This is a genomic window from Kordia sp. SMS9, from assembly GCF_003352465.1.
Taxonomy (GTDB): Bacteria; Bacteroidota; Bacteroidia; order Flavobacteriales; family Flavobacteriaceae; genus Kordia.
This window is the reverse complement of the sequence record NZ_CP031153.1, coordinates 623513-647859: the sequence shown is the minus strand read 5'-3', so window position 1 is coordinate 647859 and position 24347 is coordinate 623513. Positions and strand designations below refer to the sequence as shown.

At 35.4% G+C, this 24347-nt stretch carries 17 protein-coding genes; 11 read left to right on the top strand and 6 right to left on the bottom strand.

Annotated elements, in window-relative coordinates; translation table 11 throughout:
- Positions 1-149: 149 nt before the first annotated feature.
- Positions 150-3989: a T9SS type A sorting domain-containing protein gene (locus KORDIASMS9_RS02945; protein ID WP_114901403.1), complete on the bottom strand. Its 3840-nt coding sequence runs from the start codon at positions 3987-3989 to the stop codon at positions 150-152.
- A gap of 470 nt (positions 3990-4459) precedes the next feature.
- Between KORDIASMS9_RS02945 and KORDIASMS9_RS02940 the strand changes: the two genes are divergently transcribed.
- The 4 genes from KORDIASMS9_RS02940 to KORDIASMS9_RS02925 all read left to right on the top strand — a co-directional run bounded on the left by KORDIASMS9_RS02940 (position 4460) and on the right by KORDIASMS9_RS02925 (position 7554).
- Positions 4460-5587 carry an Mrp/NBP35 family ATP-binding protein gene (locus KORDIASMS9_RS02940; protein ID WP_114901402.1) on the top strand — a complete coding sequence of 376 codons (1128 nt, stop codon included), beginning with the start codon at positions 4460-4462 and terminating at the stop codon, positions 5585-5587.
- Positions 5588-5606: 19 nt separating this feature from the next.
- On the top strand, positions 5607-5849 hold the full coding sequence (locus KORDIASMS9_RS02935; protein ID WP_114901401.1) for a NifU family protein: 243 nt from the start codon (positions 5607-5609) through the stop codon (positions 5847-5849).
- 67 nt (positions 5850-5916) lie between these two features.
- On the top strand, positions 5917-6972 hold the full coding sequence (locus KORDIASMS9_RS02930) for an NAD(P)/FAD-dependent oxidoreductase (RefSeq protein WP_114901400.1): 1056 nt from the start codon (positions 5917-5919) through the stop codon (positions 6970-6972).
- A gap of 249 nt (positions 6973-7221) precedes the next feature.
- Positions 7222-7554 carry a 2Fe-2S iron-sulfur cluster-binding protein gene (locus KORDIASMS9_RS02925; protein ID WP_114901399.1) on the top strand — a complete coding sequence of 111 codons (333 nt, stop codon included), beginning with the start codon at positions 7222-7224 and terminating at the stop codon, positions 7552-7554.
- A 6-nt stretch (positions 7555-7560) separates the two neighbouring features.
- Here the strand turns inward: KORDIASMS9_RS02925 and KORDIASMS9_RS02920 are convergent, their stop codons facing one another.
- Positions 7561-8199: a hypothetical protein gene (locus KORDIASMS9_RS02920; protein WP_114901398.1), complete on the bottom strand. Its 639-nt coding sequence runs from the start codon at positions 8197-8199 to the stop codon at positions 7561-7563.
- A 496-nt stretch (positions 8200-8695) separates the two neighbouring features.
- On the opposite strand from KORDIASMS9_RS02920, the gene KORDIASMS9_RS02915 reads away from it, so the two are divergent.
- Positions 8696-11071 carry a GAF domain-containing protein gene (locus tag KORDIASMS9_RS02915; RefSeq protein WP_114901397.1) on the top strand — a complete coding sequence of 792 codons (2376 nt, stop codon included), beginning with the start codon at positions 8696-8698 and terminating at the stop codon, positions 11069-11071.
- 48 nt (positions 11072-11119) lie between these two features.
- Here the strand turns inward: KORDIASMS9_RS02915 and KORDIASMS9_RS02910 are convergent, their stop codons facing one another.
- Positions 11120-12358, bottom strand: coding sequence for a Pycsar system effector family protein (locus KORDIASMS9_RS02910; protein WP_114901396.1), 1239 nt, complete (start codon positions 12356-12358; stop codon positions 11120-11122).
- 293 nt (positions 12359-12651) lie between these two features.
- Between KORDIASMS9_RS02910 and KORDIASMS9_RS02905 the strand changes: the two genes are divergently transcribed.
- The 5 genes from KORDIASMS9_RS02905 (at position 12652) to KORDIASMS9_RS02885 (ending at position 20517) form a co-directional block, all read left to right on the top strand.
- Positions 12652-16341, top strand: a complete 3690-nt coding sequence (locus KORDIASMS9_RS02905) for a metallophosphoesterase (RefSeq protein WP_114905125.1) — start codon at positions 12652-12654, stop codon at positions 16339-16341.
- Positions 16342-16386: 45 nt separating this feature from the next.
- On the top strand, positions 16387-17076 hold the full coding sequence (locus KORDIASMS9_RS02900) for a DUF6090 family protein (RefSeq protein WP_162819736.1): 690 nt from the start codon (positions 16387-16389) through the stop codon (positions 17074-17076).
- A 181-nt stretch (positions 17077-17257) separates the two neighbouring features.
- Entirely contained in the window at positions 17258-18652 is a 1395-nt protein-coding gene (locus KORDIASMS9_RS02895; protein ID WP_114901394.1) for a S9 family peptidase, read from the top strand.
- A 79-nt stretch (positions 18653-18731) separates the two neighbouring features.
- On the top strand, positions 18732-19793 hold the full coding sequence (locus KORDIASMS9_RS02890; RefSeq protein WP_114901393.1) for a sensor histidine kinase: 1062 nt from the start codon (positions 18732-18734) through the stop codon (positions 19791-19793).
- Between the two features lies 1 nt (position 19794).
- Positions 19795-20517: a LytTR family DNA-binding domain-containing protein gene (locus tag KORDIASMS9_RS02885; RefSeq protein WP_114901392.1), complete on the top strand. Its 723-nt coding sequence runs from the start codon at positions 19795-19797 to the stop codon at positions 20515-20517.
- A gap of 16 nt (positions 20518-20533) precedes the next feature.
- On the opposite strand, the gene rluF is transcribed toward KORDIASMS9_RS02885, so the two are convergent.
- The 3 genes from rluF to KORDIASMS9_RS02870 all read right to left on the bottom strand — a co-directional run bounded on the left by rluF (position 20534) and on the right by KORDIASMS9_RS02870 (position 22891).
- Positions 20534-21274, bottom strand: a complete 741-nt coding sequence (gene rluF, locus KORDIASMS9_RS02880) for a 23S rRNA pseudouridine(2604) synthase RluF (protein WP_114901391.1) — start codon at positions 21272-21274, stop codon at positions 20534-20536.
- A 44-nt stretch (positions 21275-21318) separates the two neighbouring features.
- Complete coding sequence (locus tag KORDIASMS9_RS02875) at positions 21319-21957, bottom strand: GH25 family lysozyme (protein WP_114901390.1); 639 nt, start codon at positions 21955-21957, stop codon at positions 21319-21321.
- Positions 21958-22033: 76 nt separating this feature from the next.
- Positions 22034-22891, bottom strand: a complete 858-nt coding sequence (locus KORDIASMS9_RS02870; protein WP_240321115.1) for a hypothetical protein — start codon at positions 22889-22891, stop codon at positions 22034-22036.
- Positions 22892-23102: 211 nt separating this feature from the next.
- On the opposite strand from KORDIASMS9_RS02870, the gene KORDIASMS9_RS02865 reads away from it, so the two are divergent.
- Complete coding sequence (locus tag KORDIASMS9_RS02865; RefSeq protein ID WP_114901389.1) at positions 23103-24317, top strand: NAD(P)/FAD-dependent oxidoreductase; 1215 nt, start codon at positions 23103-23105, stop codon at positions 24315-24317.
- Positions 24318-24347 lie beyond the last annotated feature (30 nt).

The following is a 24347-nucleotide window of genomic DNA, read 5'->3' as shown; positions in this document are numbered from 1 at the left end:
ATTAATGTATCAATGTTTTTTTGATGAATTAATTTTTTTTCGCTTCCGCAGAATTTCCTCACGTCATATCTAGCTGAGTCGAAACAGTTGAAAAAACTCAACTACCAAAATATCAAAGCGCAGCGTGACTATTAGCGGAGCGCTACAAATTACCCTTTCACCATTTTCTTCACGGAAACCGCACCAGAAACCGTTTTAATTTTCACAAAATACGTTCCTTGTGCTAATTTTGAAGTTGTAATTTCAATGCTGTTTTGTGTTCCAGTAAATGATGCTTCTTGAATGAATTTCCCTGAAATATCATAGATGCGAATCGTTTCAATAACTTCTCTTGTGCTAATGATGACCACATCTTTCACAGGATTTGGATACATTTCAAAACTTTCGATAGTAATCGTACGTTCGCTCAACACATCTTTAATCAACGTAATGCTATTGTTGGTTTGAATAGGGAAATTGTAATCAAAATAAATTTCAGCTTCGTTTTCAAAAGTATCATCAATCATTAAAGTCGGCAAGGTTTTAATCTTAAAAGTCACATATCCATCATTCGAAGCATCATCAAACGGAAGATTGATGTTTTCAAAGATGAACTCTACCGTATTTGCATTGGTAAATCTAGTGGCAACTGCGTGACTTGTGTTTGTCACAATTAGCGAACTCGGATCAAACATCGCAGTATTAATCTCGTCTTTTACAACCACATTTATGGCATTGGCTGTTCCTGTGTTTTCAAAACGAATCATATAATCGACATACTTTCCAACAAGTTCGGTAGTCACTTCAGTTCCTTGCAAGCAGTTTTTATCATTCGGATCAAAAGAATTGACTACAGTTTGCGAAAGCGTGAAAGTGTTGTCGTTCATCGTTTCATCATCAATAACAGGTGTAATCGTAGCTTCAAAATCTAGGATATCGTCCCCGTTTAGTGGAAAAGAAGCATCGGTTGGCGTGTTTAAATTCATCGTAAATAGAATTTCACGCGATTCAAATGGTACTAGATTCGAATAATTCCATTGCAACGAATTTACAGCTTGCGTGTCTACCATCGGATTTGCCGAAACCAGCTCTATAAAATCATCTTCAAAAGTCAAATTGATCGTTCCAGATAAAGTGGTGTTTCCTTTGTTTTTATAAACTAATTTGTAATTACTGTCAAATCCAGGTCTGGCCTGATTTAAAGGAATCAACGTTACATCAACATCATTGTGCGTGCCATTTGGTGTGATGCAGAAATCTTGTGTAAATGGACTTGCATCTGTTGGGAAATTTACGGTAACACTGGCTGGAGAAACTGTAAAATACGTTGGGTTTTCCAAAATAGGCGTTACTGTATATACATCATCATCAGAAACATGAAACGCATACGAACCATCATTTTGAGAAGCCAAAGTTCCGGTTTCATTGCTACTGTTTGAAATTGTTAGATTCAAATATTGATACGGATCATCATTGACGTCGCAACCATTTCCGTTAGCATCAAAACGGACTGTTCCTTGCACAGTATTATAACTTCCGCCTGGTGTAAAAGAACAATAAGTATTCACAGCAATGCTTAAATTGGACGGCATGTAATTTAAAATTTCTTCAATTTCAAAATCATCTGCACAGATATATTGGATTGGATTTCCAGCATATTTAAAGTGATACGTATAATAATAATCGTCTGTGACGGTCGTAGTAAAAGTATTTCCATTTTTCACAAACAATTGTGTAATTTGATTATTCTCACAATTCAAATAGGTTAGCGCAGGATTTTGAGAAATATCGAGTGTTGTTAAGGTATTTTCACGACAATTTACACTGTATAATTCTGGAAATGGACTCAAATCTAAGGTGGTGAGTCCAATGTTTGCACAACCTAATGTTTTTAATCCTGTATTTTGAGAAACATCAAAGTTTGTCAATGGATTGTTGCCGCAATTAAAGTAAAATAAGTTGGGATTTTGCGAAATGTCAATGGAAGTCAAGGAATTATAGCTACAATTTAACGATTGTAAATTGGTGTTTAAGGCTATGTCTAAAGATGTGATTGAGTTTTTATAACAATATAGCGTTAGTAGGTTTGTATTTTGAGAAGTATCAAGTGCTGTAATTTGATTCGGTTCACTATCTGGAATATAATTGTTGGTACTATCATCGGTGTAACAATACAGAATTCTTAAATTAGGAAGTTGTGAAATATCTAATGAAGTGAGCCCATTATTAATGGCATATATACTTTGTAAATTTGTATTATTTCCAAAGATAATTCCATCCATTGTGGCATACGAACAATCTACAAGTTCTAGAATTGGATTATTGCTTAGATCGAGCGTTTTAAACGTATTATTATTTACAGGAGAATACACACCGTAAGGAACATCTGGACTTCCCAGAAGATTTCCGCAACGCAAATATTTTAAATTAGAATTATGAGTAAGTAATAAAGAATTTAGTAAATTTCCTCTACAGTCCAAGTTCTCTAAATTTACATTTTGACTCAGATCTAAGGTTGCAATTCGATTTCCTCTAACCGTCAATTTTTTTAAGTTAATCAACGGACGCACATCCAAATACAGCACGCGCACAGTATTGTATTGATCGCCTAAAATGGAAGAATTACAATTTAAAGTTTCAAGGTTTACAAAATCGTCTAATCCTTTTATCACAGGACTTACTACCGTTAACGTCGTTACGCTTTCAGCTTCTGTAATTTGTATTTCTCCATCACCATTTGTATCTACGTTGGTTTGTGCCAAAATATCGTTTTTTAATCGTAACGGAAGCGATGTTACAATGGGCGCGCCGTTTGGCGTTACACAAAAGTCTTGATTTACCGTAGTGCCATCTGCCGGAAGGTTTACTGTAATACTTGCAGGAGAAAATGTATAATAATTAGAATCAGGAACGCTAGGTGTAATGGTATAGTTTCCTGCTTTTCCTATAAATTCATAATTTCCTAACTTGTCAGTGTAAATTGTCACTTCGTTTGTACCGTTTGAAACTGTATATGCAACCGTTGGTAAAAAACCATCACTGATATCACAACCATCTACAGTTGAATCAAAAATATTTTTTCCTTGAATGGTATAATACGGAGTTCCTGTTGTTGGCGTACAATTTGTGTCATAAGTAACTCCTGAATGTCCAGCATTTGTAACAGCTAATTGAACATTAGAAAGTTCGTTAGCATCACAACAAATAGATTGAATATTTGTGTTGTTAAAGGTATAACTTTGATCGAGATCATTAATAATTCCGTCTTTAATATTTAATGAAACTAATGGATTGTCTGCAAAGAGTAAAGTTTCTGTAATATTGTTACGGCTAAGATCTAATGAAGTCAACTGATTTTGAATACAAAAAAGTTTTGTAAGATTGATTAAATTAGATAAATCTATCTCCGAAATTTCATTATCGGCACAACTCAGCATTTGTAAATTAATTAAGTTTCCTACATCCAAATGTGTCAATCCATGACCGTCCAATTGCAACTCTTTCAAATTGCTCAAATGATTCAAATAAAAATTATGATTACTTAAATTGAAAACGCTATGCGCAAACTTTTCTAAATTAACCAATCCAGTTAAATTGAATTTACCAGGATTTCCAAAGCTCAAATTTGTATCAACAATTCTCAAAGAATGTAAGTCAGAAAGATTAATATATCCACCAAAAGAATTCAAATACAATTCTTCTAATTGTGTCAATGCTCTTACGTCTAAATTTTCGCTATCGGTATTATAAATACTCGTTCCAGATCCAATACGTAACTCTATAAGGTTTGTAAATTCTTCAATGCCTTGAAAAGTTTCTGCTTGATTGTTTATGATGTTCAAATTGGTAACCGCAAGCGCTTCACTCACTTGAATTTCGCCATCATTGTTTGTGTCTACACCATCGGCAATTAATTCAGCTTTTAGACTTGGATCACCAATATTTACAATTTGTGCTTGAATGCTGTGCATACAAAATGTACAAAGTAGGATAAGGTAGGTTTTTTTCATAAGTGTATTGATTTTCGGCTATATATTTGAAAGTAAAAATATCTTAAAATTTTATTTAAAACTAACTTAATTCACACGAGTTCCTTTTTTTAGCTCTTGCTTCTTTAAAATGTTAGTGTATTTATTACTCAGTTTCAAAAAAACTAAAATTTCTAGCACAACCCTAATGTAGATAGTCGGTTTTTATAAAAGCAGAGTAATTTTCAAAAAACTCACTAAAAAAACGAACACGTTTTGACTGACAAAAAGAGATTGCCTCCAATAGAAGAATTTTATTTTTTGCATAGTATATCATCGCTTTATCTCAAAAAGATCTTATAAGAAGACTAAATTATACCATCAATCATTTCAATACAACAACTTCACTTTCTAAACATTTCGCTGTATCTTTGCAATTTAGAATCAATTTATATTAGTGTTTTTGCGAAAACGCTTAGGTACGTTGAACAATTCAAACTAAAAACAATATTGTGAAAATAGAAAAGAAAGAAATACAAGCAGCATTAAGTACCATTACCGTTCCAGGTGAAGGTGCCAATATGATTGCTAGTGGTGCCGTGCGAAACATCATGACGTTTGCAGATGAAATCGTAATTGATATCGTCATCGCAAATCCTGCATTACAAGCTAAGAAAAAAGTAGAAGCAGACATTACATCGGTTTTGCGAGATAAAGTATACGCAGACGCGAAAGTCAAAGTAAACATTAAAGTTGAGCGACCTGAAAAACCGCAAATCAAAGGAAAGCAAATACCAAATATCAAAAATATCATTGCCGTTGCTTCTGGAAAAGGAGGCGTTGGAAAATCTACCGTAACGGCAAATTTAGCGGTAACCTTAGCGGGAATGGGCTTTAAAGTTGGCGTACTAGACGCGGATATTTACGGACCATCCATGCCAATTATGTTTGATGTAGAAGGCGAAAAACCGTTGGCGGTTCGTATAGATGGCGCTTCTAAAATGAAACCTGTAGAAAGTTACGGTGTTAAAATTCTTTCTATCGGATTCTTCACAAAGCCAAATCAAGCCGTCGTTTGGCGTGGACCCATGGCAAGCAAAGCTCTAAACCAAATGATTTTTGATGCCGCTTGGGGCGAATTGGATTTCTTACTATTAGACTTACCTCCAGGAACTGGAGACATTCATTTAAGCATCATGCAATCCTTACCAATCACAGGAGCCGTTGTGGTGAGTACACCGCAAAATGTGGCATTGGCAGATGCTAAAAAAGGGGTAGCAATGTTTCAGCAAGACAGCATAAACGTTCCTGTATTGGGAATTATAGAAAATATGGCGTACTTTACTCCTGAAGAGTTGCCAAACAATAAATATTACATCTTCGGAAAAGAAGGTGCTAAAAACCTAGCAACAGATATCGACGTGCCATTTTTAGGAGAAATTCCATTGGTGCAAAGCATTCGTGAAGCTGGAGACGTAGGAAGACCTGCAGCAATGCAAACCGCTACATTAATTGAAGCAGCTTTTGAAAAATTGACGCAAAATGTAGTGCAAGAAGTGGTAAACCGTAATGAAAGTTTACCTGCTACAGAAGTTATAAAAATTACAACAATGGCAGGATGTTCAGCCATCAAAAAATAATCTCGTAAACAAGATATACATGACAACCGAAGAAATAAGAAACAACGTAGAAAAGGCACTGGAGGAAATTCGTCCTTTTTTACAAAGTGACGGTGGCGATATCAAACTCGTAGACATTGAAAATGACACCTTGGTCAAAGTTCAACTAGAAGGCGCATGTGTTGGTTGTAGCGTCAACCAAATGACCTTAAAGTCTGGTGTAGAAATGACCATCAAAAAACACGTACCACAAATTGAAAAAGTAATCAGTGTAGAAGACTAACTGATAAAAGTCATACAATGACACTTACAGACATATTATTTTTACATTAGAATTATAGAGAAAGAAAATGATTAAGACCGATATACTTATTATTGGAGCAGGTCCTACGGGACTTTTTGCTGTATTTGAAGCAGGATTATTAAAACTAAAATGTCATTTAATCGACGCGTTGCCACAGCCAGGCGGACAATGCTCGGAAATTTACCCTAAAAAACCCATCTATGATATTCCTGGATATCCAGAAGTATTGGCGGGCGATTTGGTAGATAATTTAATGAAGCAAATTGAGCCGTTTGAACCTACATTTACACTAGGAGAACGCGCAGAAACGATTGAAAAACTAGACGATGAAACGTTTGTCGTCACTACAAATAAAGGAACAAAACACCACGCACCTATTGTTGCCATTGCTGGCGGATTGGGAAGTTTTGAACCACGAAAACCACCGCTAAAAGACTTAGCGCAATACGAAGACAAAGGTGTCGAATACATCATTCGTGATCCAGAACTCTATCGCGACAAAAAAGTTGTCATTGCTGGTGGAGGCGATTCTGCGTTGGATTGGAGTATCTTTTTAGCAGATGTTGCTTCAGAAGTAACGTTGGTCCACAGAAGAAACGAATTCCGTGGTGCTTTAGATTCCGTTGAAAAAGTACAAGAACTCAAAAATCTCGGGAAAATCAACCTAATTACGCCTGCGGAAATTACGGCAATTCATGGAGAAAAGCACGTGTCAGGTGTTGAGGTGACCAAAAAAGGAGAAGCACCTGTTACGATTGACACAGATCATTTTATTCCACTATTTGGATTGGCACCAAAACTCGGACCCATTGCCGATTGGGGATTGGAAATTGAGAAAAACGCCATCAAAGTAGACAATACGTTGGACTATCAAACGAATATTCCAGGAATTTATGCCATTGGTGATGTAAATACCTATCCAGGGAAATTAAAGTTGATTCTGTGCGGATTCCACGAAGCAACCTTAATGTGTCAAAGTGCGTATCAACGTATCTTTCCAAACAAAAAATATGTCATGAAATACACCACCGTAAGTGGAATTGATGGTTTTGACGGCACACGTAAAGAAGCACCAAAAGCGGTGGTAAAAGCGATAAATTAATTTCAATACAAAATTCTTTCAGAATTTCATTCAATTACCTAAGTTTGGGTTTTATAACGTCATTGCGAGATTTTCACATTGAGCGCAGTCGAGATGAAAATCGTGGCAATCTGCTTCTATAGTAACAGATTACTTCGTCGCAAACTCCTCGTAAAGACGTATCAAAATAAATATGTCAGTTCGAATGTGTCACATCGAGCGCAGTCGAGATGAAAATCAACAATCAACAATCGTAAATAGTACATCACAATGTCAGCAGACATCAACATAAAAATAAAAGATCGAGAAGGCGTTACACACGAAATCGTAGCGCCAACCGATATGGCAATGAACTTAATGGAAGTGGTACGTTCATACGAACTCGCTCCCGAAGGAACCATTGGAATTTGCGGCGGCATGGCAATGTGTGCTTCCTGTCAATGTTATGTACATTCTGATCATGAATTGCCAGAAATGAGCGTGGATGAAGACATGATGCTTGCAGAAGCGTTTTACGTAGAAGACAACAGCCGTTTGGGTTGCCAAATTCAAATGACGCTAGAACTGGAAGGTTTGGAAGTGGAATTGGCGCCGGAGAGTTAAATTTTCTTATTGATAAAGTTTATATTTGTTTTCATTTATAAGTGGATTGACTTGTAAATCCCATATTTCAGTTTTAGTAGCCAAAATATCTGCATCAACTTTATTTTTTAGTGTATTGTATTGACTAAAAAAGGTAGTTGCAATCAAAGAATCATCTATTTTAATTTTATATCCTAAATGGTCTTGAGCTAGTTTTGTTATCTCAAATTCTTCTTTGATGCTCAAAAGCTTATTTAAATTTAGTTTGGCTTGATAAAGTGCTTTTTGTTGATTCGAATCTATAGAATTTATTTGACTAACATTCATATTTTTTTGATACCTAATAAGAAGAATTTCTCTAATGCTATTTATCCATTGACTATTTTCAATTGGATAGGCTTTTTCTATAATAGAAAGTCCCAAAAGCATGTTCTCAGAACTTTTATTTTCATTTATGAGATTTAGAATCAATTTAGCTCTTTCTCTACTTATATCTTCTTGAGATACTTTTTTATTCAAAAGATATTCAGGTCTTGTTATGACAATAAACAAAATAATACTTCCAATTAAAACGGAAATACTTTTGACTATGTTTGTCAACCTTGTTGTTTTAATAGATTTTAATTCCTCAACTAACTTCTGTCGATTTAATTCATCTAGTTCCATTCTATTTACACTTAACCTTTCCTTAAAAGTAGGAAAATTATTTTATTTAGAAAATTGCTCCTCCAAAACAATCCTCTGAACAACATCCAACAAATGATGCACATACGCAGAAGCTTCCAATTCTACCATATCTTTTTGCACACAATACGTTCCCAAATAATGCTTTCCTTCTCGAAAGGACGTTTCTTAGAAAAAGATATATATTCAAATTGACAAATTGTGACATTAAATACTAAGACACTAAATCACACTTCAATTTCATTCAACATAAAAGTTCAGTGTGACGCAGACAAACAAAAACCTACAAAGTCTTACAATCTAAACCAATCAAAAAAGTCAAAAAAAACCTGCCCAAATCATGTAACATTTTACCAAAAATTACGTCTAATATTGTATTGTTTAATTCAAAAAACAAGATACTTCAAGAGCAATAAAATTGCTTTAACACTAACATAATCAAGGATTTCGTATCTTTGTATATCAAATAAGCTAGCTTATGGACACAACACATACACACCACGATATAAATTTACCCTTACAACTCTTAGTCAGTTTTGATCAAGTGATCTCTTTCTATGATAAATATGTAGAAGATGTAAATCATCCCTACAATAAATCTGCCGTAGAAATTGTTGAGTATTTAAATAATTATCCAGCACTAAAAGAAGGGATTAGCGATTTATCACAAATAGAACAATATAGAGATCAAATCGATTTAATTTTAGACGGATTATTTCCAGAAATTTTAACGGATAACGAAATCAAAGTGGCTACGATTCCATTTTCATTTCAGTCGTTTAAATATTCAAATCGACTCAAAAATATTCTGAAAAACGCAGGTGATGATTACGATTTTACAGCACGGAATTTACCAGAAGAAGAGTTGTATTTGCATGCCTGTGTGCTAATTTTAAATATTTGTTATGGCTATTCGATCGACCTAAAACGTCCGTTCTATTTTGACATTCCAGATAAAAATTTAGGTGTCATGAAACACTACAGAGTTGCTTTTAACGGCGATTTTTGTCAAGTGATACCAACAGAAAATGCACCAAAAATTACAGACGATGATGTAAAATTACTATTAGATAATTACGACAATATTGAGGTTTGGAAAGAAAAATTTCCACTCGAAAGTTACATTTTCAAAGGATTTGGGATCATGAATCTATTTGATGTAACGTTTGATGAAACACTTTCTTCTATTCGTTCCAATTTATTGAGAAGTGATGATAGTTTGATAGAAGATCTTCGCCAAAATTTACGCGAATTTTTCAATATCAAAGATTTAGAATTAGGCTTCTCAGTATATGTAAGCTCTACAAAAGATGGAAAAAGCATCAAACGTATTAAAAAGTGTGACAGCTTAATTTTTCAAAGAGATCAAGAAATAGCATGTGATACATTTTTTTGTGGTGGAATTGCAGAGAGAGTATTTCGCGACAATGAAACCATTGCCATCTCTGATGTAGAAAGATACGGTGAAGAATCGGGTCATAACATGTTTTATAAAAAACTAAAAGCCAAAGGAATTCAGAGTATTATTTTGATTCCTATCAGAGCAAAACAAGCAGGAGATTTGGCAGTTTTAGAAATTGCATCGCCAAGATCGTACGAATTAAACTCTGTAAATCAGCAGAAGCTTCGAGACATCATTCCAGTATTTGAAGCAGCTGTAAATCGTGAATCAGAATCATTTCAAAATGTACTAGAAGCCACCATTCAAGAACATTATACGTCTATTCATCCTGCTGTAAAATGGCGTTTTTATGAAGCCGCAGAAAAATTTCAATCAGAATTGGTAGAAAATGTAGAAAATCCTGTAGTTCAAAATATTGTTTTTGAGAACGTACATCCGTTATTTGGACAAAGTGACATTAAAGGTTCTTCTACCGCAAGAAACAAAGCCATAAAAGAAGATTTAACGACGCAATTAGAGCTGGCTATCAATGTGCTCAAAGGTGCGATGGATAAGGCAAATCTTCCGATTTATGACGAATTGGCGTTTAGAATTAGCGAATATTTAGACCACACACAAGAAGGACTAAAAGCGGGTGATGAACTTGGGATTTTAGAGTTTTTAAAGAAAGATATTTATCCTGTTTTTAGACACTTAAAAGAGATTGATGTCGATGTAGCGAAATTGGTAGATACGTATATGAATCGTTTAGACTCTAATCTGAAAGTGGTGTACGAAAAGCGAAAAGAATATGAACATAGTGTGACCATTTTAAATACGAAATTGGCAAACTATATCGACAAAAAACAGGAAGAAGCACAAGCCATGTTTCCACACTATTTTGAGCGTTACAAAACGGATGGAGTAGAGTACAATATGTACATTGGACAGTCGTTAGTGAAAGACAAAGTATTCCATAAATTATACCTTTATAATTTGCGTTTATGGCAATTGCAGAACATGTATGAAATGGAACAAGTGGCGTACAACGCACGAAAAGATATGATTCATGACTTGCAAGTGGCTTCCTTGATTTTAGTACACAGCAATCCACTCGCGATTCAATTCCGTATGGACGAAAAGCAATTTGATGTAGATGGCGCGTACAACATTCGTTATGAAATCATTAAAAAACGTATTGACAAAGCCAATATAAAAGGTACAACAGAACGTTTAACCGTTCCTGGAAAAATTGCCATCGTATACTCACAAGACAAAGATGCTCGCGAGTACATAAAATATATCAAATACATGCAGTCGAAAAACTATTTTGGGAAATTAGAAAATCTCGAATTGGAAGACTTGCAAAGTGTTTCAGGTTTGCGCGCATTGCGTGTAGAAGTGATATATCAAGATGACTTTAACGAAAAATCATCCTTAACCATTGATCAATTAATGGAAGAATTCAAATAAGTTTTTAGATCGCTTTACTGTTAGATGGCGCTATGTGCGTTTAAATTTTTATAACAACGTTGTAGCAGCTTCTAAAGTTCTTCTGCCAGCTTCGGGATCGCGTGTGTAAAAAGCAACCACAAACGACAATACACTGATGACGATTCCGATCATAAATACGGTGTACGTTGTTCGTAATAAGTTGTATTTTCTGTTTAAAACGAGTCCTAAAAAGTATAAATCTTTCGTGAGTGAACCGTATAAATAATCGCGATCTTGCATCATTTCGCCCATTGCCCACTCAAATTCGTCCAACTTCATTTGATGAAAATTTCCGAAAAACAGCAAATTCACTTTTCTATTGGCAACATCTTCTTTGTTGAATTTTCCTTTTGTCACATTTGGTCGCGTCGCTAAAATAGAAAGCACCATCGAAACTACGGTGAATACGGTAAAAATAATGGTTGGGATAATCATATAATCATTGGAAGGATTATCAAGCTTAGATACCAAATTAGAAAGCACCATAGAAATAATAATGGCATTTACCGATAAAAGTATATTTGCTTTAGTGTCAGCAATGTCACTTAATGTGATGTGGTTTCGAAGCGCAACACGAAACATCGTTTCAATTCCGCGTTCAGGCAATTCAATTTTGTCCTTTTTAAACTTTAATTCGGCTTTCTTTTGTTTTAATTTGGTGATATCTCTCGTCACCTTATTTTTGGATTGTAACAGCTTTGCTAGATTTTTCCCTTTGCGTTTTTGCCAATTCTTTGATGCGTATGTTGTGTGAAATGTATGCTTTTCTGATACAAAATTTATATTCTCGTCCAACCATTCAGCTTCCGAAATGGATTTGTTTTGTGTGAGCTCAATTTCTTTGCGAAGCAACTCGGATAAATCTTGAAAATTCTTGCTTCCTATGTGACTACAATCGGCATCACAAATTATTTGTTCGAGTAAATTTGTAGGTTTTCTGCCCATTTTTGTTGCCAGAATAAGCGTATTGATCGCTTTCAAATCTTCTTCTGAAATAGCGTGTTTCTGTAAAAATTCAGTAGCAATTTGCACACTTTCCTCTTCGTGATTTTCAACGCCTTGCGAATAACCTGTGTCGTGAAACCAAGCAGCAATGATAAGCTGATTTGCTTGCTTTTCTTCAATCTCAAGTCCTTCAATAAGTTCTTTGGTACCATCTACCACAGACTTTGTATGCGTAACATTGTGGTACACATACGACTTATCTACTTTTTTATTCAGAAAGTGAACAACATACTTTTCAACTTCGGCAATAAGGGTTTCCATAAAGGTTTCTTTAATTTGAGTAAAAATACTAAACTTTAACTAATGTTTTATAAACATGAATAAAACGTACCATTTAGTCATATATTTTAAAGAACCTTTCATACGATTTTGTTAAACATTGTACGATAAGATTTTTGGTTAAAAGCTTTGCTTGAATAAAATTTACACCAAAAAATCTTAAAACCTTGAAAGATGCCTAAATCCAAAGTCACTCACTTTTTAGAAAACTACATACTTGTATATTAACATTTCGAAAATGAATGATTATATTTAAAGTGATAAAACTACAACCAATGATAAAATCGTTACAATCCGTAGGAATTATAGTCCTTTTCCTATGTTTTAGTGCCTGCGCAACGTTCAAACCACAGTACGCAGGAGAAAAAAGTGTGAATCCATATCCAACAAATAAAAAAATAAAACACTCTTTTTATCTTATAGGTGATGCAGGAAACTCTCCTTTAGGCGAAAAATCAATTGCTTTGCAACTGCTGGAAAAAGAATTAAAAAAAGCGTCTAAAAACAGTACAGCGATCTTTTTGGGTGACAATATTTATCCAGCAGGATTGCCTAAAAAGTCAAGTGAAGACCGAGCTTTTGCAGCACATCAACTAAACGCGCAAACAAGTATTGTTAAAGATTTTAAAGGTGAAACGATCTTTATTCCAGGGAATCACGATTGGTATAGTGATGGTTTAAAAGGAGTAAAACGACAAGAAAAATACATAGAAGACATTCTTGGGAAAAATACCTTTCTGCCAGAAGACGGTTGCCCAATCGATAAAATTCACATCAGCAAAGACATTGAATTAATTTTGGTGGACACGCAATGGTATATTACCAATTGGGACAATCATCCAACGATGAATGACGATTGCGAAATTAAAACACGTGTAAAATTCTTAGAAGAATACAGTAGTTTGATCAAAAAAGCTCGTGGAAAAACAACGATTGTAGCTTTGCATCATCCAATGTACACCAATGGTTCACATGGCGGACAATACACATTTAAAAGTCACATGTCGCCAGTTCCAGTCATTGGATCCATAAAAAACCTTTTGCGAACAACTAGCGGAGTTGCCAATGTAGATATATTTAACAAACGTTACAACGAACTTAGAAAACGCATCATTACACTATCACAAGAAAATGAAAAAGTCATCTTTGTTTCGGGACACGAACACAGTTTGCAGTATATTTTAGAAGACAATTTACGTCAAATTATAAGTGGTTCAGGTGCTAAAAAATCAGGAACACGAAATGTTGGTGGCGGACAATTTTCCTATGGAGTGTATGGTTTTGCGCGTTTAGATGTCTTTAAAGATGGCTCTTCGCACGTACGTTTCTACTCGGCAGAAGACAACAGTGTCGTTTTTGAAACGGAAGTTGTGCCATCAAGTATCAAATATACCAAAATGACATATCCGTCAACTTTTCCAAAAGAAATGTCGGCGTCAATCTATACAGAAGAAGAAACACAAAAATCAGGATTTGGCACCTTTCTTTGGGGCGATCGCTATCGAAAACAATTCAGCACAAAAGTAATGGCGCCAACGGTAAATTTAGATACTCTTTTTGGCGGATTGAAACCTGTGCGGAAAGGAGGAGGAAATCAATCCAAATCCTTGCGGTTAGAAGCTAAAAATGGCGCGCAATACGTAATGCGTGCGTTGCGTAAACAAGCCTTGCAATACTTACAAGCAGTGTTATTCAAAGATCAATACATCAAAGGACAATTTGACGACACAAGTACTGAAAACTTAATCCTTGATGTCTTCACAGGCGCACATCCGTATGCACCTTTTGCGATCGGAACATTGGCAGATGCCGTTGATGTCTATCATACGAATCCTGTATTGTATTATGTACCGAAGCAAAACGCGCTCGGGCAATACAATGATGAATTTGGAGGCGAATTATACATGATTGAAGAACACACGTCTGAAGGACACAGCGCCAAAGCAAGTTTTGGATATCAAGATGAATTGATCAGTACCGACGATCTAATGAACGAAATCCACAAAGATGAAGACATTTTCATTGATGAAGCATCATACATTCGCGCACGCTTATTTGACATGTTGATTGGCGATTGGGACCGACATCAAGACCAATGGCGTTGGATAGAATTTAAAGAAAACGGTAAAAAAGTCTATCGTCCGATGCCTCGTGATCGCGATCAAGCGTTTTCTATCATGTCTGATGGTTTTCTATTAGGAACTGCTGTAAAACTCATTCCGACGGCTCGATTGCTTCGCAAATATGATGATGATTTAGTGGATGTAAAAGGTGTGAATGTAGAACCTTATCCGCTCGATATGGAACTCATTCAACAATCTGACAAAGCGGTTTGGGATGCACAAGTGCAACGCATTCAGGAAGGATTGACTGACGAAGTGATTGAAAAAGCCTTTTTAGAATTTCCAAAAGAAGTACGTGACGAACGCGTGGAAGAAATCAAACAAAAGTTAAAAGCAAGACGTGCAAATCTTCAAAAAATATCAGACAGATATTATACATTGGTCAACAAATTTGCAGTCATTAAAGGAACCAACAAAGATGATTGGTTTGAAATTGAACGTTTGCCAAATGGAAAAACAAAAGTAACAGCGTATCGCATCAAAAAAGGAAAAAAAGCAGATATATTTCACGAACGCACCTACACAAACTCAGAAACCAAAGAAATTTGGATCTATGGTTTGGACGATGATGATCGTTTTCATGTATTCGGTGATGGAAAATGCATTACCAGAGTTCGTTTGATTGGCGGACAAAATAAAGATATATATAACATTGAAAACGGTAAAAAAGTAAAAATATACGATTACAAATCAAAAGAAAGTGAATTTGTGACCCATAAAGGAAGCAAACGACTTACCGACGATTATGAAACGAATGTATACGATTACAAAAAACTAAAAAATAATACCAATCAGTTAATTCCAACCATTGGTTTCAACCCAGATGATGGTATACAAATAGGAGCAACCAACACCTATACAAACTATGGATTTGAGCGCAATCCGTTTACGTCACAACATACCATATCCGCAGCATATTACTTTGCTACGAATGGATTTGATTTGCGCTATACAGCTGAATTTGCCAATGTTATTGGAGGTTTAAACCTGCAAGTAAATACACAGTTCAACAGTCCAAACTACGCAGTTAACTTCTTTGGTTTTGGAAATGAAACACCCAACTTTGAAGCCGATGAAGATGATGGAATAGATGTCGATTTAGATTTTAACCGAGTAAAAATAAGAACCATCAAGGTTGCGCCAGCATTGGTGTGGCGTGGACAATTGGGCGGAAGTTTCTCTGCGGGAGTTTTCTATGAAAGCAATGAAGTGGAACGTACCGCAGGACGCTTTTTAGAACAAGCGTTTCCAGCAAATTCGAGTGTGTTTGACAAGCAAGATTTTTATGGAGTGGATGTAAAATACCATTTCAAAAATGTAGACAATGAAGCATTTCCAACGGTGGGTATGGAAGTGAGCTTGGAAACAGGATATAAAAACAATGTAAGCACTTCGAAAGGATTTGGATATGTAATTCCAGAATTTGCTATTGACCACAAATTAGTTGCTAGTGGACAACTAGTCTTAGCCACAAAACTTCGTGGACACTTAAATTTTGGAGACGGATTTGAATTTTATCAAGGAGCTAGTATTGGTGCCAGACAAGGTTTACGCGGATACAGACACGAGCGTTTTACAGGAAAACGTGCTTTTCTACAAACTACGGATCTTCGTCTAAATCTTCGCAAAATAAAAACAGGATTATTACCGCTAAATATTGGTGTTTTTGGCGGATTTGACTATGGTAGAGTTTGGATTAGTGGCGATTCTTCTAATACATGGAATACGTCGCTCGGAGGCGGAATTTGGGCAAATGCAGCCGATATGCTTTCTGCTAATATTTCATTATTCAACTCTGATGACGGAATGCGTTTTGCATTTGGTATTGGTTTTGGGTTTTAATGAATATACTATATGAAATTATTTAGAAATCAAAGAAGCAAGCTTTTGAAAAAGAAAAAATTTGGAAATTATATCGCGTATGCTATGGGTGAAATCATTTTAGTAGTGATTGGAATCCTAATAGCGGTTTCGTTGAACAATTGGAATGAAAGTCACAAAGAAAAAACAAAACTCTTAAACATATACAACATCATTCATGATGATTTGGAAAATGATATCAAGGAAATTGATAAAATACAAGGCTTTTATGATAATGTTCAGCCATTATTCAATAACATACTCAAAGATTCTGTAAAAGCGTTAGATTATGTATACAATCCGCAATACACTTATATCATGATCGGATTTCCAGAAATCACTTTTAACAAGCGTGGATACAGTCAACTAACAGCGTTCAATACAGACAAGTTTCAAGACAGTTTACCCACACAAATTATAGAATTTTATATAGAACGCTTGCGCGAAATAAAAATTGATGATGACATGCGTGCGGAAGATATCAAAGAAAATTATTCGCATTTTAAGAAAAACTACGAATGGTGGTCAGACATAATTTCCATGAAACCCAACAAAGATTTCATTGAATACGCCTTAAAGGATCCTGATTACAAAAACAGAATCGCTACAACCTATTTTCTAGCTTACAAAATATTTTTGCCAGAACTGAAAACCTTCAAAAAACAGGCAAATGGCATCTTAGAAGAAATCCAAAAACGAACCAGCGAAGCAGAATGACGTGTGAAGTTTAGGAGTTGAAAAGAGTAGGAGTTTATAGTTTGATGTTACCATCAAAAAAAACAATTTATCCAAAACCCAACAAAACCGTTCACCACATTCTATTTTCCGTTTATCATAATTTTAATGGTAGAAGCCACAAAGTTGCATACTTTTACATCGTAATCAAAAAACGACAGACATGCAATCATTTATCAAACTCGTATTCAAACTTGCTTTCTTGCTTGGAACGCTTGTTGCTTCGGCGCAAGATGTTTCAGGAACTTGGAAAGGAGCGTTAAGCATTCAAGGAATGGAACTTCCAATTGTGTTTAACATTTCTCAAACAGATGATGGATATACCACAACCTTAGACAGTCCAAAGCAAAACGCTTATGACATGCCTACAGACAAAACCACATTCGCAGAAAACAAACTAACCATTACCTACGCTCAAATTGGTATGGAATACAATGCAACGTATGAAGATGGAGCGTTCAAGGGGACTTTCAACCAAAATGGACAAACATTTCCATTAGAATTAAAAAAAGGAAAAAAAGAACCAAAAAAAATAAAACCACAAGAACCTAAAAAACCTTATCCGTATGCTGTTGAAGAGGTAACTTTTATCAACGAAAGTGCAGGAGACATCAAATTTTCAGGAACCTTAACCATTCCTGCAAACGTGAAAAATCCATCAGTAGCCATCTTAATTACAGGTTCAGGACCACAAAATCGCGATGAAGAATTGTTAGGACACAAACCATTTTTAGTATTGGCAGATCATTTAACACGACAAGGAATTGCGGTATTGCGTTATGACGATCGTGGAACAGCAAAATCTGAAGGTGATTTTTCATCAGCTACTTCGTTTGATTTTGCTTCAGATGTAGAAGCAGCCATGGCATATTTACAAACACGAAAAGATGTTGTAAACGTAACTAAAATTGGCTTAATTGGTCACAGTGAAGGCGGATTAATCGCACCAATTGTTGCCGCAAGAAATAAAAATGTAGCATTCTGTGTATTACTCGCAGGTCCAGGCGTAGACGGACAAAAAGTATTGCTAACACAAGGAAAACGAGCTGCCGAATTGGAAGGCTATCCTGCAAATGATATTGCTGCTTCGCAAGAAGCTTCTGCAAAAATTTATAAAATAAGTGCAAATTATCAAGGCGAAGCATCCAAAAAGGAAATGATAGCGATATTGGAAGATTTAAAAACAAAAATCACTTCCGAAAAAGGAAAAGCAGAATTAACCGATGCTACCATCAAAAAACAAGTAGAAGTATTTACTGCCCCATGGATGCGTACATTTTTAGGCTACGATCCGCAAGTATCATTAGTAAAAGTAAACTGTCCAGTATTGGCAATAAACGGAGAAAAGGACTTTCAAGTATTGCCAAAATTAAATTTAGACGCAATTAAAAAAGGATTGCAACACAATAAAGACGTAACTATTAAAGAATTTAAGAACCTAAACCACCTATTTCAAACCTCAGAAACAGGCGCATTAAGTGAATATGCAGATATTGAAGAAACATTTGCGCCTGTTGCGTTACACTTTGTTTCAGAGTGGATCAACGCAAGATTCTAAATCATCAATCAAAACAAATGCACTTTTTCTAACCCTGAGAAAGTGCATTTTTATACGTTAGATAACATTTTCAACACACATGGCAACTTCAAAAAAGGCGAACTCATACATCTTTTGGATCCTACAATTTTTAGGTTGGGGAATGCTCATCAGTATCAACATTGGAGCACAACTCATTTTGGGTGCTGACGGGGGAATTAAGCATGTCTACTTTTTATTTGAAGGTGTTGTCTTTGTAATTCTTGGAGTCGGACTCACCTCGTGGATACGTTTATATCTAAAACGGATCAATTTTGTAGAAAACCAAACTGGTAAAAACTACGTAAAAGTTTTTGGTATATATGTTTTAGTTACATTTCTATTTGTCGTAATTCTTATAAGTTGTAGCAACTTGATATTTGCCTCTATCCATGGAAAACCTTTGGGCGTTTCTGCAAAAATTGTTTTTGTAACCTCTGTAAATGTGAGTATTTATGTATTCTTTTGGGTATTAGCCTACGTAGCGATAAAATCTATAGTGCGCATGCGCCGAAACAAAATAGATCGCTTACAATTAGAAGCATCGTTGAAAGAATCGCAATTAAATACACTCAAAGGACAACTCAATCCGCACTTTATGTTCAACAGCCTCAATAACATTCGCGGATTGATGCTGGAAGATGTAGACAAATCGAGAGAAATGCTCACACGATTATCAGAAATGCTGCGGTATTCACTCAATATGAACAAAGTAGATGCCATTCAAATTTCCCAAGAATTAGAAACAGTAGAGAATTATATTGCGCTTTCCAAAATACAATTAGAAGATCGTTTACACTACGAACATGACATTGATGCATCATTATTACAAGTAAAAATTCCACCAATGATTTTACAAATGTTGGTCGAAAACGCGATCAAACACGGAATTGCAACACAAAAAAATGGAGGAAAAATAAAACTCATCATCACGCACAATACAAAAGAAATCATCTTACAAGTCAACAATACAGGAACACTAAAAACTGAGAGCGATTCAACCCAAATAGGTGTGGACAATATTTCAAAACGTTTGGAATTATTATACGGAGAAAAAGCTAACTTTACCTTAAAAGAAGTGAATAATGAAGTGCAAGCTGTTATTAAAATACCTGTAAGTTAATATGGAAAACATCACAGCAATCATAGTAGAAGACTCTCGCTTAGCGCGGAATGAACTCAAGGAACTCTTAAAAAAACATCCACACATTGAGTTGCTTGGAGAAGCTGAAAATGTAGACAAAGCGTACGAACTCATCAATCAAAAACAACCGCAAGTTTTATTCTTGGATATCAATATGCCAGAAAAAAATGGTTTTGAATTGTTGGAAATGTTGGACAATGTTCCGTTGACAATCTTCACCACAGCATATGACGAATATGCCATAAAATCCTTTGAATACAATGCATTCGATTACTTACTAAAACCCATCAATCAAAACCGATTTTCCAAAACAATTGAAAAAGTAATTGCCACCATTGAAAAAGAAGCCACCGAAGACAAGCCGTTTGACTTGCATCGACAAATCTTCATCAAAGATGGCGAAGATTGTTGGCTCATTCGCATTTCAGAAATTGCAGTGTTCGAAATCGTCGGAAACTATACACGTGTGTATTTTGAAGATAAAAAACCATTAATCTACAAATCGCTCAATCAAATAGAAGCCAAATTGCCTGAAGAAACCTTTTTCAGAGCCAATCGACAGCAAATCATCAATCTAACTCATGTGGATAAAGTCACGCCGTGGTTCAATGGAAAACTAAAAGTCACCATGAAAAATTCCAAACAAGAAATAGAAATTTCACGCCGACAATCGTATAAATTTAAAGATGTATTAGGGTTTTAATTTAGAGAAATAAAATTTATGTCTTATCAAGATGTGTTTTAGAAGAATGATTCGTTGAGTCGTAAATTCCTTGCAATTCTTCTTCGGTCAAATCACGCCATTGTCCCACAGGAACATCCAATTCAATATGCATAATTCGTGTTCGTTTCAACTTCACCACTCTATAATCCAAGTACTCACACATTCTACGAATTTGACGATTCAAACCCTGTGTCAAAATAATTCTGAAGCTATACTTGGTCAATTGTTCTACTTTACATTGTCGCGTTAATGTTCCTAAAATAGGAATTCCATCGCCCATTTTCTGAATAAAATCAGCCGTAATCGGATGATTTACGGTCACTTCATATTCTTTCTCGTGATTGTTACGTGCGCGTAGAATTTTGTTCACAATATCGCCATCGCTTGTCAAGAAAATCAAACCTTCACTTGGTTTGTCCAAACGACCAATTGGAAAAATTCGCGTCGGGTAATTAATGTAGTCAATAATATTATCCTTTTCCACGCGTGTATCGGTTGTACACACAATTCCAATCGGTTTGTTAAATGCCAAATACACAGGTTTTTCTTTCGGATTTGAAATCAACTCGCCATCCACTCGAACTTCGTCGCCAGGAGCAATTTTCGTTCCCATTTCTGGAACTTTCCCGTTAATCGTTACGCGTCGTTGTTCAATCAATTTATCAGCAGCTCTGCGCGAACAGTAGCCAGCTTCACTTAAAAACTTGTTGATTCTCGTTAGTTGTACTTCGCTCATTTTATTTCCTATTCAAAGTGCAAAGCTACGGAAAATAAAGATGCTTAACTTGAAATTGCGCTTTGTCTAATAAATTGTTTCAAATCGTTTAAACTTCCATTAAAATAATCTTCATCCACAGGAATTCCATTTATATTTCCATCAAAACTATATTGCCAAAACGTCCAATCTGCCCATGTACTTGGCATTTTTGGAGCAGAAGCTGTCGTAGGATTCGAAACCCAAAGTGGATATTTTGCAAATCGAGCATCATTCAAATAGCTGTCGCCTGTGCTTTTATTGGTGTAAATAATAGGCGTACGTTGGTATTTCTGTTCTAACAGCTCTAAAAAATCAAGCAAATCGGTGATAATTTGTGCATGATCGGTCGTTTTAATACTTCCATTTTCAAAATCGACCACAGGTGGCAATGCATCTGAAGGGAAATCATTTCCAACCACATTAAAAAAGTTGTCGGCTTGTGATTGTGGTGCATCGTTTGTATAATAAAAATGATACGCGCCTCTAATAAATCCTTGTTGTGGAATCATTTCCCAATTGTGTGCAAAATCTTGATCTTGAATCGTAATTCCTCCAGAAGCTTTGCAAAATACAAACGATAAATCTGTATTATTGGTGTTGATGGAATCGATGAGATTTCCTTGATCATGTGAAATGTCAATTCCTTTGATATAGTCAGACATGGCAGTAGTTTTAGTTGGTTAATTTTTAATTAAAATCAAGTTACCAAAAAATAAAACTGTGACAAAAAAAGTGCAGTTAATCGAGTAGAAATACGTATAAATTTCGCCCACTTCCATGCGATTCTTCATCCGAAATATACACGGTCTTATTATCTGTAAAACAAATACTTTCTTTTTGTGAAGAATGACCTAACTCGTATTTTTTGACCGTTCCACCTAAAAAATCGTCACCTTTAAAATCGGTAAATTGCCAAACGGCATCGTGAGATAACAACACTACTTTTTTTCCATTCGGACTCATGGCTGCAGAAGTTACCCAGCAATCAAGATCATCACAGGTGGTAAATGTACTGATGAATTCTGCTTTGTGCTTGCCTTTTGTTGCTGGAATTTTATACAAATTGGTGCGTCCGTAGTCAGATTTTGTACGACTCTTCGTGAACAAATACAAATTACCGTTGTGATGAAAAAAAGATTCTACGTCAAAATGCCGATCTTTCTTTTTGGGTGGAAATTTTTTCTGATCAGGAAATGAAAACTCAATCTTTACAGGATCAATACTTTTCTTAGACGCCAAATCGCTTGCCGACAATTTATAAATCTTCTGATGTTTCCGATCGTTTGCATTATTCCCGAAATCGCCTACATACAAATTCCCCTCTGTATCTTTCGTCAAATCTTCCCAATCGCTATTTTTTCCTTGAATATATAAGGTTTTGTATATCTTTCCTTTGTTATTAACTTCAAACACTTTCGGATCGTTTCCGCTATCATTAATCATCCAAAAACTATCCGAATTCGGAATGGCTTCCATACCCGAAACTTCTTCAAGATCTTTTGAAATTTTTCCAGCATACTGCAACTGCCCGTAATTCACTGAACAATTGGTGAAAAAGATGAAAATGATGAGGTTTCTCAAAAAAGTAAGTCGCATAAAATTGGGATTTAATCAAAAATAAAGTTTTCGATATAAAACATAAAATTTTCCAGATCAATTATGAATAGTTTATGACTTCTTAATTTTTTAAATGCTACATGTTGGATTTTAAATTAAAAAGTAGTTCTTTACCAAAATGAAGTTTAAGAGTTTACCTTTTTAAACTAATATTTAGTAAATAAACTAACAGACAACAAAAAACAACAAATTGACTAAACACATAGACATTCTCATCATTGGTGGCGGCGCAGCAGGATTTTTTACAGCAATTAATATTGCAAAAAAACATCCTTTATTGTCTGTGGTGATTTTGGAAAGAGGCAAAGAATTCTTGACAAAAGTTCGCATTTCTGGTGGCGGACGTTGCAATGTAACACACGCATGTTTTGATCCGAAAGAACTCGTACAATACTATCCAAGAGGCGAAAAAGAATTGTTAGGACCATTTCATCAGTTTTGTTGTGGCGATACGATGGGTTGGTTTGAAGAACGCGGCGTAGCATTGAAAATTGAAGATGATGGTCGAATTTTCCCTGTCACAGATTCATCACAAACAATCATTGATTGCTTTCTGAGTGAAGCAGAAAAATACCAAGTAGATTTTAGAGTGAATCATGCCGTACGAAATATTTCAAAAGGAAATGGTGTTTGGCACGTAGAAACCAGTCAAGGAACTTTAGAAGCTAAAAAAGTAGTATTTACCACAGGAAGCAATCCAAAAATGTGGAAACTGTTAGAAACGCTTGGACATACCATTGTTCCTGCGGTTCCATCGTTGTTTACATTCAATATCAAAGATGCACGCATCAAAGATTTACTCGGAATTGCCACGCCAGCCAATGTAAAAGTTGTTGGTGCAAAACTCGAATCCAATGGACCGTTGCTCATTACACATTGGGGAATGAGCGGACCAGGAATTTTAAAACTTTCCGCTTGGGGCGCACGGATTTTGGCAGACAAACACTACAATTTTCAAATAGAAGTCAATTGGTTAGATGATATTGATAAAGAAGATTGCTTGGTAAGTATCAAAGATTTCAAAATAGAATTGGCGAAAAAAATGGTTCAAAAAAACAATCCGTTTCACTTGCCAAAACGTTTATGGCAACGAATTGTGGAAGCGGCAGGAATCAAAGATCAAACGCGTTGGGCAGATTTGAATAAGCAGCAAACGGAACAATTGGCAAGTCAACTCACAGAAGCTATTTTCAATGTAAAAGGCAAAAGTACCTTCAAAGAAGAATTTGTCACGGCAGGCGGAATTGATCTCAAAGAAGTCAACTTTAAAACCTTCGAAAGTAAAAAACACAAAAATCTCTACTTTGCTGGTGAAATTCTCAATATTGATGCCATTACTGGCGGATTTAACTTTCAAAATGCTTGGACGGGAAGTTATATTATAGCTAATAGTATTGAGAATTGAGTATTGAGATGCTAGTCTAACGTATCTTTT